General features: G+C 61.8%; 10 protein-coding genes. 7 read left to right on the top strand and 3 right to left on the bottom strand.

Annotated features, from left to right (window positions below; translation table 11 throughout):
- Positions 1-73: 73 nt before the first annotated feature.
- A complete protein-coding gene (locus PCJ21_RS12625; protein WP_269931778.1) occupies positions 74-1,558 on the bottom strand; it encodes an ABC transporter substrate-binding protein in 1,485 nt (494 codons plus the stop codon).
- On the opposite strand from PCJ21_RS12625, the gene PCJ21_RS12620 reads away from it, so the two are divergent.
- The 5 genes from PCJ21_RS12620 to PCJ21_RS12600 all read left to right on the top strand — a co-directional run bounded on the left by PCJ21_RS12620 (position 1,504) and on the right by PCJ21_RS12600 (position 7,622).
- Positions 1,504-2,664: an amidohydrolase/deacetylase family metallohydrolase gene (locus tag PCJ21_RS12620; RefSeq protein WP_269931751.1), complete on the top strand. Its 1,161-nt coding sequence runs from the start codon at positions 1,504-1,506 to the stop codon at positions 2,662-2,664. The genes PCJ21_RS12625 and PCJ21_RS12620 overlap by 55 nt on opposite strands.
- Before the next feature lie 22 nt (positions 2,665-2,686).
- Positions 2,687-4,129: an aldehyde dehydrogenase family protein gene (locus tag PCJ21_RS12615; RefSeq protein WP_269931750.1), complete on the top strand. Its 1,443-nt coding sequence runs from the start codon at positions 2,687-2,689 to the stop codon at positions 4,127-4,129.
- A 132-nt stretch (positions 4,130-4,261) separates the two neighbouring features.
- On the top strand, positions 4,262-5,125 hold the full coding sequence (locus PCJ21_RS12610; protein WP_269931777.1) for a fumarylacetoacetate hydrolase family protein: 864 nt from the start codon (positions 4,262-4,264) through the stop codon (positions 5,123-5,125).
- A 132-nt stretch (positions 5,126-5,257) separates the two neighbouring features.
- Positions 5,258-6,007 carry a 2-amino-5-chloromuconate deaminase CnbZ gene (cnbZ, locus tag PCJ21_RS12605; RefSeq protein WP_269931749.1) on the top strand — a complete coding sequence of 250 codons (750 nt, stop codon included), beginning with the start codon at positions 5,258-5,260 and terminating at the stop codon, positions 6,005-6,007.
- Between the two features lie 13 nt (positions 6,008-6,020).
- Positions 6,021-7,622 (top strand): GMC family oxidoreductase, encoded by a 1,602-nt coding sequence (locus PCJ21_RS12600; RefSeq protein WP_269931748.1) that lies wholly within the window; start codon positions 6,021-6,023, stop codon positions 7,620-7,622.
- Positions 7,623-7,718: 96 nt separating this feature from the next.
- Here PCJ21_RS12600 and PCJ21_RS12595 read toward each other — a convergent pair whose 3' ends face one another.
- Both PCJ21_RS12595 and PCJ21_RS12590 read right to left on the bottom strand, forming a co-directional pair.
- Positions 7,719-8,423, bottom strand: coding sequence for a response regulator (locus PCJ21_RS12595; protein WP_269931747.1), 705 nt, complete (start codon positions 8,421-8,423; stop codon positions 7,719-7,721).
- Between the two features lie 61 nt (positions 8,424-8,484).
- Positions 8,485-10,731 carry a hybrid sensor histidine kinase/response regulator gene (locus PCJ21_RS12590; RefSeq protein WP_269931746.1) on the bottom strand — a complete coding sequence of 749 codons (2,247 nt, stop codon included), beginning with the start codon at positions 10,729-10,731 and terminating at the stop codon, positions 8,485-8,487.
- Positions 10,732-12,201: 1,470 nt separating this feature from the next.
- On the opposite strand from PCJ21_RS12590, the gene PCJ21_RS12585 reads away from it, so the two are divergent.
- The gene (locus PCJ21_RS12585; RefSeq protein ID WP_269931745.1) at positions 12,202-12,438 is read left to right on the top strand and encodes a hypothetical protein; all 237 of its coding nucleotides are present in this window, start codon (positions 12,202-12,204) and stop codon (positions 12,436-12,438) included.
- Positions 12,439-12,694: 256 nt separating this feature from the next.
- Complete coding sequence (locus PCJ21_RS12580) at positions 12,695-13,015, top strand: ArsR/SmtB family transcription factor (RefSeq protein WP_269931744.1); 321 nt, start codon at positions 12,695-12,697, stop codon at positions 13,013-13,015.
- The last annotated feature ends 19 nt before the right edge of the window (positions 13,016-13,034 follow it).

The raw sequence follows: 13,034 nt of genomic DNA, 5'->3' as shown, positions 1-13,034 counted from the left end.
AAGGAAGAGAGGTGGCGTGGTCGTCACGCCACCTGAGTAGAGTGGGATTGCCCGCAGGCGATGATTTCAGGGCCTATTCTTCTTCGGCAAGAATCGCGTCCATCTTCGCGGCCGCCTGCTTCAAGCCTTCCTCAGCCGAAACCTCGCCTGCGTAGATCCTGGACAGTTCGGACTTGAGGCCGTCCGCCATCTCTTCCCAGCGCGGGAACAGAGGTGCGAACTTGGCCATCGATCCCATTTCCAGGAACACCGACATCTTCGGATTCTCGGTGAAGAAGGGCTCGGTCGATTCCGCCTTCAGGACCGGCACGAATCCTTCGAGCTTGCCGAACTCAAGCCTGTTTTCCTTGTTGAAGATGAACTCCAGGAACTTCATAGCCTGGGGCTTCACCTTCGAGGATTCCAGGACGGCGATCGTGTCGGTGACGCCGTAGGTCGCCTCAGTCGTGGCGACAGGGATGCGGCTGATGCCGTATTCGACATCCTTGCCCTGCTCGGCGAGTTGCGCATTAAACCAGGGGCCCGACAGGACCATGCCCATCTTTCCGGCGGCGAAGAGATTCTGCAGGTCTTCGCGGCTGGCGCCGTTTACCCCCGGCTGCGTGACATTCGCCTTGATCATGCGCAGGTAATTGTTGGTTGCCGTCACGGCCTCAGGCGAAGCGAAACCGCTCTTGCCGTCAGGTCCGAGAATGCTGCCGCCATGGGTCCAGAGGCTGTAGAACCAATAGCCCTCGGTATCCAGGTCTCGACCCTGGACGCCGATGCCGTACACTTCATCGCCCAGCGCGTCGATCTTCTTGGCTGCCTCGAACGCTTCGTCCCAGGTTGCCGGCGGATTCGCGATGCCAGCCTTCTCGAAGAGCTTCTTGTTGTAGAACAGGCCGCGTGCCGACGCGGCAATCGGCAGGCCCCATGTATGGCCGTCCTGCTTCTGGAGGTCGAGATAGGTCGGCACGAAGGTGTCGGCAAAGTCGGGCGACATCAGGCCTTCGATCGGCGCCAGCGCCCCGTCCTTGGCAAAGCCCGCCATCCAGCGAGTCGCCATATGCGAGATGTCAGGCGCGGTACCAGCTGAGATGTCACTCACCAGCTGCTGCTGCATTTCAGGCCAGGGCAGGTGCTCGACCTTGACCTCGATTTCGGGATTCGCCGCGTTGAACTTTGCCGCCAGATCCTGGAAAAACGGACCGGTCTTCGTGCTGTATTCCGCGACGCGGACCCGAACTGTTTCCTTGGCCCAAGCGCTGCCAGAGTGCAGCAACGCCGCTGCAGTGGCCGTGCTGACGATCAGCGCGGCCAAAAACTTCTTGCCCATAAGAACCTCCCAAATGGTGCTGTAGATGTCGAATGACGCAGCCATCTGGAATGAAAATGGTGTCATTGTCAATATTGACTGACCAGTCAGTATGTGCTTTTTTGCTGCGCAGATCACTACCCCATCTTGAACGGCCCGAGCGCAACAGGCGCTGCACAGGGCCCTCACCGGAGACGAGCTCGCCAATGGCACGACGAACAGTTCTACAAGGCGGCCACGTCCTGGCCTTCGGCGGCGCACCGGGCGCAATTGCCGATGTCGCTATCGCTGACGGTCGCATCGTGGCGATCGGCGCCGGCTTGTCGCGCCCGGAAGATATCGTTGTCGACGCGCGAGAAGCAATCGTTCTGCCGGCGCTGACCGACATCCACACACATATCTACTGGGGCGCCACCTCCCTGGGGGTCCGCCCCGAGCTGGTTGCGCATCGGTCCGCGACCGGAACCTTCGTCGACGCCGGTTCGGCCGGGGCAGGAAACTTCGAAGGCCTGAAAACCTTCATCTTCGAACCGCTGCCCTTCCACGCATTTGCCTTTCTCAACATCTCGTTTCCGGGAATCTTCGGCTTTTCCAAGCGCGTGATGGTCGGCGAATGCTGCGACATGCGCCTGGTCGACGCCGAGAGCTGCATCGAAGCCGCGCAAGCCTATCCGGAGCAAATCGTCGGTATCAAGGTGCGTGCCGGCCGGAAAGCTTCCGGCGAAAACGGCGGCGCAGCGCTCGAGGTGGCACTTGAGGTGGCCGAGCGCCTGAACCTGCCGGTGATGTGCCACGTCGACCTTGACCCTCCCACCATCGAGGAAGTCCTGCAACGGCTGCGGCCCGGTGACATCATCACGCATTGCTGCCGGCCGGATCCCAATGCGGCGACCGAAAATGGCCGCGTCCGCGAGGCCGTATGGCGCGCACGCGAGAACGGCGTCCATTTCGACATCGGCCATGGCATGGGTGGTTTCTCCTTCCGCGTCTGCCGCGAGATGCTGGCCGAAGGCTTCGTGCCTGACCTGATCAGCTCGGACATCCATTCGCTTTCGGTGAACGGCCCTGCCTTCGATCTTCTGACCACGATCAACAAGATGATCGCACTCGGCGTCGACCAGACGACGGCCCTGGCTGCCGGCAGCGCCAACCCTGCAAAGGTGATCGGCCGTCCTGACCTCGGCCGTATCGCTGTCGGCGACGAAGCCAATGTTGCCGTGCTGAAATGGCGGGATGAACCCTGGACCTTCAGGGACGCGGCCGGTGAAGGCCTCGACGTTTCCACAAGGCTGGTGTGCGATCGCCTCATCGTGAAGGGCCGTCAGATCGACCCGGCGGGCGGCAGCCATCCCATGCAATCCCAGTAAGAATCCAAGCGGAACAACGACGATGGAACACAGCGTAGTTCAGGCGCACCATTTCATAGCGGGCAAGTGGACGCCCTCACACAGCGGCAAGACGTTCGAGGCGAGGTCGCCTTACGACGGCAAGCTGCTGGCAGTGCTTGCCGAGGGTGACCGCAGCGACGCCCAAGATGCGATCAAGGCAGCGGAAGCCGGTTTCAATGCGCTATCCCGAATGTCGGCATGGGATCGGTCACGCCTCTGCAACCGCGTCGCCGATATCATCGAGAAGCGCCGCGACGAACTGGCCCTCACGCTCGCACTCGAGCAAGGCAAGCCGCTGGCGTCAGAGGCCTATGGCGAAGTCGATGCCGCCGCCACCGGATTCCGGGAGGCTGGTGAACTCATCAAGTGGCTCGAAGGCGAGTTCATCCCGGTCGAGACACCCGGCAAGCGCGCCATCAGCTTCCGTCAGGCACGTGGCGTCTACGCGATCGTCACGCCCTGGAACTTCCCGATCAACATTCCCGTCGAGTATCTCGCGCCCTGCCTAGCGGCAGGCAACGCGGTGGTGTGGGTGCCCGCCCCGACGACGTCGCTTTGTGCCGTCAAGCTGATGGAATGCATCGCCGAAGCTGGTCTCCCCGACGGGGCGGTAAACCTTGTCCTCGGCCCAGGTGCGGTTGTCGGTGACGAGATCGTCGCCAATCCCGGCACGCATGGCATCGGCTTCACCGGCAGCCCGCAGACCGGAAACGCCATCGCAAGGCGTGGAGCCGGCAAGCCGATGCTGCTGGAGCTCGGCGGCAACGGACCCGTCGTCGTGCTCGATGATGCAGATCTGGATCGCGCCGCACAGGCTGCCGCCTTCGGCAGCTTCTTCAATGCCGGGCAGGTCTGCGCCGCCACAGGCCGCATCCTCGTCACCGAAAAGAACCACGACGCCCTGGCCGCCCGCATCGCCGGCATTGCCGAGGCGATCCGCCTTGGCGATCCGCTTCTCGCCGAAACGACAATGGGTCCGCTGAACAACCCCCAGGTGCTCGCCAAGGTCGAACAACATGTGGCAGACGGATTGTCCCGCGGCGCCGACATCCTCACCGGTGGAAAGAAAGGGGCGGGTCTGCTGTACCACCCCACCGTCATGGGACGCGTAGACCGCCATGCCCTGCTCAACACATCCGAGACCTTCGGACCAGTAGCACCCCTGGTGGTCTGCGCTGACGACGCCGACCTGCTCGACACGGCCAACGCTTCATCGCACGGACTTGCCGCCAGCGTGTTCACCCGCGATCTCAGCCGTGCCTTTTCATTCGGCGAGAAACTGCGTGCGGGTCTCGTCAACATCAACAGCGCAAGTTGCTACTGGGAACTGCACCTGCCGTTTGGCGGCGCTTCGGGCAAGGCCAGCGGGCTGGGCCGCCTCGGCGGCAAGCATACGCTGCGCGAAGTCACCGACGTCAAGACGATCACTTTCGACATCAGCTGAGCAATAGGCCGGGCGGCTTCGCGCCGCCCGGTTCGCCACACCAACGATCAAACACAGGCCGGCATCGCGCCGCCCGCGAACATGCGCCCGGTTTCCCGGGACCAAACACCATCGAATCGCAAGCGAGGAACGATGCGACTTTGTAGCTATCTCCATAACGGCCGCGCCGGATACGGCGTTGTGGCGGACGACCGCGTCATCGACATCAGCAGCGTCCTTGGCGACCGCTTCCCGACCCTCGCAAATCTCCTCGCCGAGGAGGACTTCCTCGACATCTGCACCCAGGCGATCGGCCGCAGCTCCGAGCTGCCGCTTGCCGGCATCGCGCTGCAAGCGCCAATTCCCAATCCGGGAAAGATCATCTGTGTCGGGTTGAACTATCACGACCACATGGTCGAAACGCGCCACGCACCGACACAGCATCCGACCTTGTTTGCCCGCTTCGCCGACTCCCAGTGCGCGCATGGTGAGCCGATGCTGATGCCGTCGGTTTCCACTGAGTTCGACTTCGAGGCGGAGCTCGCCGTCGTCATCGGCAAAAGCGGCCGTAAACTCCAGGCGGATGCCGCATTGGATCACGTCGCCGGCTACTCGTGCTACAACGACGGCTCCGTGCGCGACTGGCAGGTCCACACGTCGCAGTTCCTCCCGGGCAAGAACTTCCCGGCGACCGGAGCCTTCGGGCCGTTCCTGGTCACCGCCGACGAGATCCCCGACCCGCAGGATCTGGCCATCAGCTGCCGCTTGAACGGCAACACCGTCCAGGCGGCGCGCACGAGCCAGATGATTCACTCGGTGGCCGAGCTGATCGCCTACATCTCGCGCATCACTCCACTTTCACCCGGCGACGTGATTGTGACCGGCACGCCCGGCGGGGTCGGCTTCGCCCGCGTGCCGCCCCTCTTCATGAAGGAAGGCGATCTTGTCGAAGTCGACATCGAAGGTGTCGGCCTGCTGCGCAACCGGATTGCGCGTGAAACCATCCAAAGCGCCTAGCGGCAATGCGCGCAGGCACAGTGCTTGCCTTGCCCTTGCCAGCCAGGTCGGCACGTGGCGAGGGGCACGTTCGTTTGTTTCAGACCAGATGGCGACAGGCCCATCTGGCATTTCATTTTCAGGAGAGACACCATGGGCGAAGTGATTGAATTTCCATCTGGCGGCTACCGTTTCATCAAGGGCGTATCGCAATATTCGGGCGGCGTAGCGGCCTTGCCGGGCTTTCGCCTGGAACGGGTGCGCTTTGCGCAGCCCCTGCCCCTGAAGGAAGGTTTTGCCGAGATAAAGAAGATCATCGCGGCTGCCGGCCGGCCGCTCACGGCATTTGCGGCGTGCGAATTGCGGTCTCCGGCGCCATTCACCGAAGAGGGTTTCGTTGCCTTCAACAGCACCTACACGGAAACGCTGAAAGCCTGGGGCCTGCTCGACACCGGCCTCAATCCCGTGGCGCGCAGCAACGTCTGTCCGCAGATCGCGCCGCCGCCGGTTCCGTCGATCTATGCCTTCTCATTCACGGTGGCCGCCGCCGAAGCCACGCCTTCCTTCGTCATCTCCGGCTCCGCCGAAGTGCCGGAAGGACATGCGGCCTATCGCGACCATATCGTCAGCCGTGGCGATCTCTCCCCCCAAGGCTTGCGCACCAAGGCGCAATTCGTGCTTGAAGAAATGGAGCGTCGCGCCAGCACGCTGGGCTTCGGATGGGAAAGTGCGACGGCGGTCCAGGTCTACACCATCCACGATCTCTACCCGTTCCTGGCTGACGAGATCGTCAAGCGCGGTGCCGCACGCGCCGGCCTGACCTGGCACTACAACAATCCGCCCGTCGTGGATCTCGAATACGAGATGGATCTCCGGGGCGTTGCCGCGGAACATGTCGTCTGAAAGCGCTTATCGGATGACCATGCGTACTGACATCGGCAGCTATGACTATGTCATCGTCGGGGCGGGCTCGTCCGGTTGCGTTCTGGCAAACCGGCTGAGCGCCGACCCCGGCAAACGGGTGCTGCTTCTGGAAGCCGGCGGTTCGGACAACTATCACTGGATCCACGTCCCGGTCGGCTATCTCTACTGCATGGGCAATCCGCGTACGGACTGGGGCTATCGGACAGCGGCGGAGCCCTGCCTGAACGGCCGCTCGCTTGCCTATCCACGCGGCAAGGTGATGGGCGGCTGCTCGTCCATCAACGGCATGATCTACATGCGCGGCCAGGCCGCCGACTACGATCAATGGCGCCAGCTCGGAAATCCGGGCTGGGGCTGGGACGACGTGCTGCCGCTGTTCAGGAAGTCGGAGGACCACCATGGCCTTTCCGGCCAGTTCCACGGCCAGGGCGGCGAACTCAAGGTCGAACGTCAGCGCCTGAGCTGGCCGATCCTCGACGCCGTGCGCGAGGCCGCCGAAGAGCTCGGCGTGCCGAAGGTCGACGATTTCAACGACGGCAGCAATTTCGGCTCGTCCTATTTCGAGGTGAACCAGAAATCCGGGTTCCGCTTCAATGCCGTGCGCGCCTTCATCAAGCCTGTTCGGCACCGCAGGAACCTGACGATCCTCACCCATGCGCAGGCGCAACGCATCCTGTTTTCCGGCCGTCGGGCCACCGGGCTCGAACTGCGCCACAAGGGCCAGCCTGCCCATGTGAAGGTATCAGGCGAACTCATCCTGTCAGGCGGCGCCATCGGCACGCCGCAGCTGCTGCAATTGTCGGGCGTGGGACCGGCCGGCCTGCTCGGACGTCACGGCATAGACGTGGTCCACCACTTGCCCGGCGTCGGCGAGAACCTGCAGGACCACCTGCAGATCCGGACGGCGTTCAAGGTTTCGGGAGCAAAGACGCTCAACGAGCGCCAGGCAAGCCTCACCGGCAAGGCCCTGATCGCGCTCGAATATGCTCTCAAGCGTTCCGGCCCCATGTCCATGGCACCGAGCCAGCTCGGCATCTTCATGAAGTCGGATGCGCGCTTTGCGACACCCAACATCGAGTTCCATGTCCAGCCGCTGTCGCTGGAAGCCTTCGGCCAGCCACTGCACAGCTTCCCGGCGATCACCGTTTCGGTCTGCAATCTCAGGCCTGAAGCGCGCGGCCATGTGCGCATCGTCTCATCCCGTCCCGACGATCATCCCGAGATCGCGCCCAACTATCTCTCCACGGAGGGCGACCGCGAGGTCGCTGCCGCTTCGATCACCATCGCCCGCCGGCTGATGGAAACCCGACGCATGGCCCAGTTCCGCCCCGAGGAATTCAAGCCGGGCGCACATATCCAGGCGCCCGAGGAGCTCGCCCGCGCCGCCGGCGACATCGCCACGACGATCTTCCATCCCGTCGGCACGGCTCGCATGGGCAGCGACGATATGGCGGTGGTCGATCCTCAACTGCGCGTGCGCGGGCTTGAGGGACTGCGCATCGCCGATTGCTCGATCATGCCGACGATCGTCTCTGGCAACACGCACGCCCCGGCGGTGATGATCGCCGAAAAGGCAGCCAAGTTAATCGCGTGAATTCTGGCCATGTTCGAACATGGGACGGGCCGACAGGCAGCTTGCCACTGAGAGGTTCTAATTGCGAGTAGATGGGTCGAATATGCGCGGCGGGGACTACGAGTAGAGATATCCAACCCCGCGGATGGTCTTGATTACCTGCGGCTTGGAAGGATCGCTTTCGATCTTTTTTCGCAGCCTGGAAATCCTGATGTCGATACTGCGATCGAAGGGATCCCATCCGCGATCATGGGCAAGCTCCAGCAATTGGTCACGGTTGAGCGTTCGGCCGCGATTGTCCGCAAACACCTTCAGGAGCTGGAACTCCATCGGCGTAATGGCGATGTCCGTACCAATGGCGTCGAGAAGCTTGTGGGTTTCCAAGTCCAGGCGGCAAGTGCCAAATTGGGCTATGTGCGGACCCAGATGATCCCCCCTCGCCGGTTCCTGGCCCGAGGTTCGGCGCAGAACAGCTTTCACCCGCGCGAGCAACTCGCGCAGGTCGACGGGCTTGGCAACATAGTCATCGGCGCCAACTTCCAGACCAACCACCTTGTCGATGATCTCGGCAGACCCTGTCAGCATGATGATCGCGACGTTGGAATGCTCGCGCAGATAGCGCGCCAGCGAGAGACCGTCTTCGCCAGGCATGCGGATATCGAGTATGACGACATCGACTGGCTGCGCGTCGATGAGCGTGCGCAGCGCGGGACCGGCATCGGCGGTCGTTACGGCGTAACCATTGCGCTCCAGATACTCCGCGACCGCATCGCGTACATCCGGCTCGTCATCGCAGACTACGACGTGTGGGCTGGCGGTCAACGCGTCCTCACCTCAGGCTGAAAATAACCTTCTTCGACCGGGCAGGCAAATCAATCGTGCTTCAGCCGCCCCTGTCGACCAGTTTGGAAACAAACATCCGGAGTTCGAACGGCTTTACGGGCTTCTCGAGGTAAGGCCGCTTCGTTGCGCGCAAGAAGACCTGCGCGTCGGGGCTGATCGTATCGCCGGTCAGGAAGGCGAGCCTGCCCACCTCCGCGGGGTGGTAGTCGGAGACATGATTGTAAAGCCTGCGACCATCCATGTCAGGCATCCTCAGATCGCTGAGAATGACATCGAATGGTCGCTGCTTCAGCTGCGCCACCGCCTCTTTGCCCGACCTGGCAATGAACACCGTGAACCCATCGCGAGTTAGAATTTCGGCTATCAACTCGCCGACGTCCTTTTCGTCATCCACCACCAGGCAGAAGCGCCCCGTCGACCTGGACGGTTCGGATGCGTCGGTCTCGGCGCGGTCGGGGACCTGGTCGGATGCGGGCAGCGACACCACGAAGGTGGATCCGCCGCCTTCCGTCGTTTCGACCCGGATCGTGCCTTGGTGGGATTGTACGATGCGATGACAAAAAGACAGGCCGATACCGGTCCCCGCCCCTACCTCCTTGGTGGTGAAAAAGGGCTCGAAGATACGGGGCAGGATTTCTTCCGATACGCCAGGGCCGCTATCTGCCACCTTGACGACGATATTGCCGCTCTCCGCGTGACGACAGGTCGAAACCGTGATCTGCCGTTGGCCGTCCCAGTCATGCAGCGCGTGCTCGGCATTGACCAGCAAATTGATCAGAACCTGGCTGAGTTGATCAGGGTCAGCCCAGATCGCCGGCAGGTCAGATTCGAGTTCAAGTGCCAGCTTGATGTCGGACGACTTGATGGAATAACCCACCACTTCCGTCGCCGCCGTCACGATGTCGTCGATTGCGACGTTCGAGGTCCTTGTCGGTTGCTGCCTGGCCATCGCCAGGAATGTCTTGACGATCCGGGCGCAGCGTTCCGCAGCCTTGCTGATCTTGTCGGCTCGTTCAATTGTCTTGGTGTCCGATGCCGTCTCCTTCAGCGTCAAGGACATGCCGAGCACCACAGACAGCGGGTTGTTCAATTCATGTGCCACGCCCGCAAGCAACCCACCGAGCGCCGACAGCTTCTCGTTCTGGTGTAGCGTTTCGCGCTGACGCTCCAGCTGCTGCTGCATCTCGATACGATCGGAGAGGTCGTAGGTGTGCGAGACGATGACTTGCTCGCCATGAAAATCGATCAGCTTGGCCGAGATCGAGCACCAGCACGGTTGCCCGTCCTTGCGCTTGAGCTGTGTCTCGAAATCGTCGACCGCCCCCTCCCGCAGCAGGCGCTCGACGAATTGCTTCCGATGCAACGGGTTGATGTAACTGTCGAAGGCGCGCTCGACATCGCCGAGCAACTCTTGCGATGCCGGACTGCGATAGAGCACCCTCCCATCATCCACCCGGGTCATCTGGATGCTGGCCGGGCACGCCTCGAGAACGCGACGCAACAGTTCGTCGGCCTCCTTCGCCGCCAGTTCGGCACGCTTGCGCTCGGTGATGTCGATCCGGGTGACAACGAACCCGCCCTCGCGGGTCGGACAATTCGAAACGAAGAACCAGCCTCCATCGCTGTGCTGGAATTCCTGCTGGCGGAACTCTCGCCGATCCTTCGCCCGTTCCACCAGCCAGTCATCGATCCTGTCCCTTGAAATGGGAAACTGGTTGCGTTGCGCCGTCACCCGCAGGAAGTCGAACCAATTGACCCCCGGAACCAGCACGTCGGCGCTGACGGAATGCATCTTGCGGTACTGGCTGTTGGCCAGAACCAGTCGATCGTCCTTGTCGTAGAGCGCAAAACCTTCGGCCAGGGATTCGATACCGTCGGCCAACCGCTCGTTGGCCTGCCGGGTCTGATCCTGAGCGACGATCATGTCGGTGATGTTTGTCGCGTTGGAGACGATTACCGACCGTCCCTGGAAATCGATCAGCCTCGCCGAGATCGAGCCCCAGAAGATATTGTCGTTGGCATCGTACTGGCGCACGCGAAAATCATCGATGCAGCCCTTTTCCAGCAGGACGCCGACCAGCGCCTGTCGGTCTTCGGGCTCAACGTAGTAGTCGTCAATGAGCGTGCGGTCGCCATAAAGCGCCTTGCTGGCGGGATTGCGGTACAGCGTTTCCCCGGCGATGGTCGACATGCGCGTCGGCACCGGGCAGGCATCGAGCACCAATTGCATGAGGACCATCGCGTCACGTTCAGCCGCCTCGGCCTTCTTGCCGTCAGCTTGTTGCATGCGTCATCTCCTCGAAATAGGCAGAAGCCTCCGTATCGCGTTCACTGCGGCGTGAAGGCCGCTCGCTGAATACAGGCCCTGTGTTTCGGTTTGAGATCGAGACCCTCCCGTTTTGTTTCAATTTTTCCGGACTTCGCGCCAATTAGGTGAACAAACGAAACATTTCTTCTCCGGTTTGGAAGGCTGGCTGAAACAGGGCTGCGTTAGCTTTGCAGCACCGACTTCGCTCGGCCGCTCTGCGCAGCCGAAGGAGTCTACCAAAAATCCTGAGCTCTGTTGATGGGCTACGGCTCGGTGCGCGACGTCAACGACCCGAACTTCCCATGAGGAGATGGACGATGAGACTGACCCTTTTCGCCTTAGCCGCTGTCTTGCCGACATTCGGCGCAGCCTTTGCCAACGATATCGGCTCGATAATGGTGTTTCCGAGCTTTGACGGAGTGCCCGTCAGGCAGCCACACGCGGCGCCTTATACTGCCATGCCGGGAGTGGCTCCCGATTTCCCGTCGAAAACCTCGCTGGGTGTCCCTGGAAGGATGCGGTACCTGTTTCGGGAAGCGCCAGTGCGTTCCACGGTCCGCAACGGCGCCAAGCCACTCATCCAGTGCGCTGATCCCACGCGGCATGCAGACTGAGCCCCGATATGGCAAAAGACGCGTCGGGTACGAACTGAAACAGAACTGGTGTCCGGCATCAGCTGGCGCCTTGGCCCGTAGTTCGAAAACGATTTTCTGAAATCCCGATGCGCAGATCTAAGCATTGGTGTGTCCTTCTGTGCATTGGCCCGACCCGGGAGCCTGGAAGAGATCCAGCGGAACTCCCCGGCACAACTCGTTGCCCAACATCGCGGGCGGTCTCGGACCCGGCAATCTCCCTCACCGGGTCTGGCCACAAATGCCCTGCACGCTCCGCCTGACGCTGGCGGTGATGGCTACCAAGCCCGATCGCCAGCCTGCGCGTCGCGGAAACTCGCTACCCCATCCCCACTGACCGACCCTTTCGCCGTGATCCGAGGGCTGCGACCTGTCAAGGCGCGCTGTCCAGGCGTGGCACATGGCCCATGCCTGCTTTCCGCCGACAGACGGGCCCCGCACCCATTGGCCGCCAAGATGAAGCCGCCTGTTCCGACGCCTCAAGGGGTTTCGCAGCCACGACGCAAGCGTGGGTCTGTCTCCCTGGCTCGCTCGCCAACCTGAAATGGCCCGAGCCCAGTGCCGGTTGAATGGAGTTCCGACATTCTTGTCGGGGCTGATCTTGTCGGAAAACCAGTTTCCTGCGCCTGGAGACGCGATCGCCAGGGGCTGCCTGAAACGCCTCTGTGGCGGGCATATCTTCCATTTTTCTTCGTTCCTTGCCCGATTGAAACAAACGAAACACTGATTATCGATTTCAGAAAATAGCTCGAAACAGCGAGAGCCTAGAACGGGGACGTCGCCGATTTGGCGTCACCTCCCAAGAAGGAAGCACTCAATGAAGACCTTTGTTCTCGCCGCCGCTTCACTCGCCTTCATGTCTGGCGCCGCCCTGGCATCGTCGTCGAACGGCATGATCGCCATGTTCAACCCGTCAGCGCGCGTCATCACGCTCGAAAACGGCAAGAGCTTTACCATTCCGCGCGATGTTGCCCTTCCCCCCCTCCAGGTCGGCGAAAGGGTCTCGATCCAGCTCAATGACGAAGGTGACAAGGTCACAAGTGTGTTGCGGTAGTTCTGATCCCCACGGATCTCCGCAGCAGGCGGCCTGACAGGCAGCCGCAAAGCCATGGGCGCCGCTCCGCCCATGGCTTTTGATCGGCGTCAGGCCGGCATCATCAGCGCCACGGCTGCGAACGAAAATCGATTGCTTCGGATCGCGACGCTCATAGCCAGGCTGTGTCGCCCCACGCCGCCGTTGCAATTTCGCGATTGTCAGGAGTCAGCATCTGCGCTATCCATCATTTCGACATTTATAGGATTGTTGAAATATGGATGAACGCCAGGCGCTGATCGCATTGGGGGCAATGTCCCAGGAAACGCGGCTGAAGATCGTTCGGCTGCTGGTGAAGGCTGGCCCGGAAGGCATGGCCGCAGGCTCCATCGCGGAAGCCGCGGGGGTCTCAGCGTCGAATGTCTCGTTTCATCTCAAGGAGCTCGAGCGTGGTGGTCTGGTTGCCGCCCGCAGGGACGCGCGCTCCATCGTCTACTCTGCGGAGTTCCAAGCCTTGAGCGGCCTGATCCGGTTTCTGATGGAAGACTGCTGTGCGGGCAACCCGGCCATATGCCAGCCAGCCCCTGCCTGCTGCTAGCATTCGGACAACCAGAAAT

The sequence above is a fragment of the Aminobacter sp. HY435 genome (assembly GCF_027568395.1).
In the GTDB taxonomy this organism is placed as follows: Bacteria; Pseudomonadota; Alphaproteobacteria; order Rhizobiales; family Rhizobiaceae; genus Aminobacter.
Note: the sequence above shows the minus strand (reverse complement) of the source record. Positions and strands in the feature narration are given on the sequence as shown.